The sequence below is a fragment of the Anaerobiospirillum succiniciproducens DSM 6400 genome (assembly GCF_000482845.1).
Lineage (GTDB): Bacteria > Pseudomonadota > Gammaproteobacteria > Enterobacterales > Succinivibrionaceae > Anaerobiospirillum > Anaerobiospirillum succiniciproducens.
Genome location: NZ_AXWV01000151.1, coordinates 1 through 1,286 on the forward strand (window position 1 = coordinate 1; position 1,286 = coordinate 1,286).

General features: G+C 41.1%; 2 protein-coding genes. Both read left to right on the forward strand.

Going from position 1 to position 1,286, the window contains the following annotated elements:
- Window positions 1-185: hypothetical protein (locus tag H524_RS15825; protein ID WP_044122383.1), on the forward strand; the 185-nt coding region annotated here is incomplete at its 5' end.
- Window positions 186-339: 154 nt separating this feature from the next.
- The coding region (locus H524_RS0111960; protein WP_027940351.1) for an AAA family ATPase at window positions 340-1,286 on the forward strand (947 nt) is incomplete at its 3' end.

A 1,286-nucleotide genomic window follows, 5' to 3' on the forward strand; every position in this document is an offset into this window, starting at 1 on the left:
ATGAGGGCTCTAAGCAAATGGTCGATCGCAAGTATGGCTTTAGTTTGCTTAACTCCGATCCGCATCGCTATTGCATTGTCATTAGCAATGCTCTTAAGCAAGTTGCAGCTGTCTCTAGGATTAACCGTGACGGCACTTATGCCGTTGAGTATCAACACCCTAGTCTAAAAGCCAATAATACGTAAACTGACTTTTCATTTTGCAGGAGAAAGATATTCCTTGAATGAGAGGATTATTATTTAGCCTTTAGAAAGCAGATAAGCCCATGGCTTACTGTACTCATATCGTAGGCTAGGTTAAATCTTTCTCTTTGATCAGTATCGAGGTTGATTCTATAAAATGCGTATTTTAACAACAGGCGAAATCCACTCTTTTGCTCAACTGATTGATAAAACCATGGTCTATGTCGATAAGACTAAACCATTATGTCTGATGGCCTCTCAAGAGGACGATATTCTGCTAACTAGACCTCGTCGTATGGGCAAAAGCACGTTAGTAGATACACTTGAGTATCTGTTCTCAAAAGGCACAGTAGGCACAGAAGGTCTCTACTGCCACGAGCATTGGCCTGAGCCTAATCGCTATTTCGTCTTTCACTTTGATTGGAGCAAATGTGTACCATCTTCTGTAGAGCAGTTTGAGCACAAAGTTGGATTGTATCTCAACGAGTACGCATCATACTTTGGTATTACTATTCCTCAAAAAGAGTCTGTAGCTTATCGCTTTGAATGTTTGATTAAATCATGCTTGACTAAGCTTAAAGACGAGGCGTTTTTAGCTGCGCATCCTGAGCTAAAGGAAGGTGATCGCCCATTTTGTAGCGATAGAGTCGTGTTACTTATTGATGAGTATGATGCCCCTCTATCTAGAAACTTAGATAATCCAGAAGTGTTTGAACAGCTACTGCCAATCTACACAGACATCTTAGCGACTATCAAAAGTCTACCTTGCTTTCGTACTGTCTTCATTACAGGCGTTTGCTCGTTCTGTCGGGAGTCGATCTTCTCAATAGCTAATCAGTTTATAGATATCAGTCTTGATAGTGATTATGCAGCCTGCTGTGGCTATACACGCGAAGAAATAGAGCACTACTTTGCTCCTGAGCTAAAGAAAGCACAAGAGGTCACTAACTTAAGCCACGATGAGCTTCTAAAGGCTATGAGCTATTTTTATGATGGTTATAGCTTTTCTAAAAAGCCTGAAGAACAAACACGTGTCTTTAGCCCTGTTAGCGTCTCTTTATTCCTTAGCGCCCCTGAAGAAGGCTTTAGGAACTACTGGTCTAA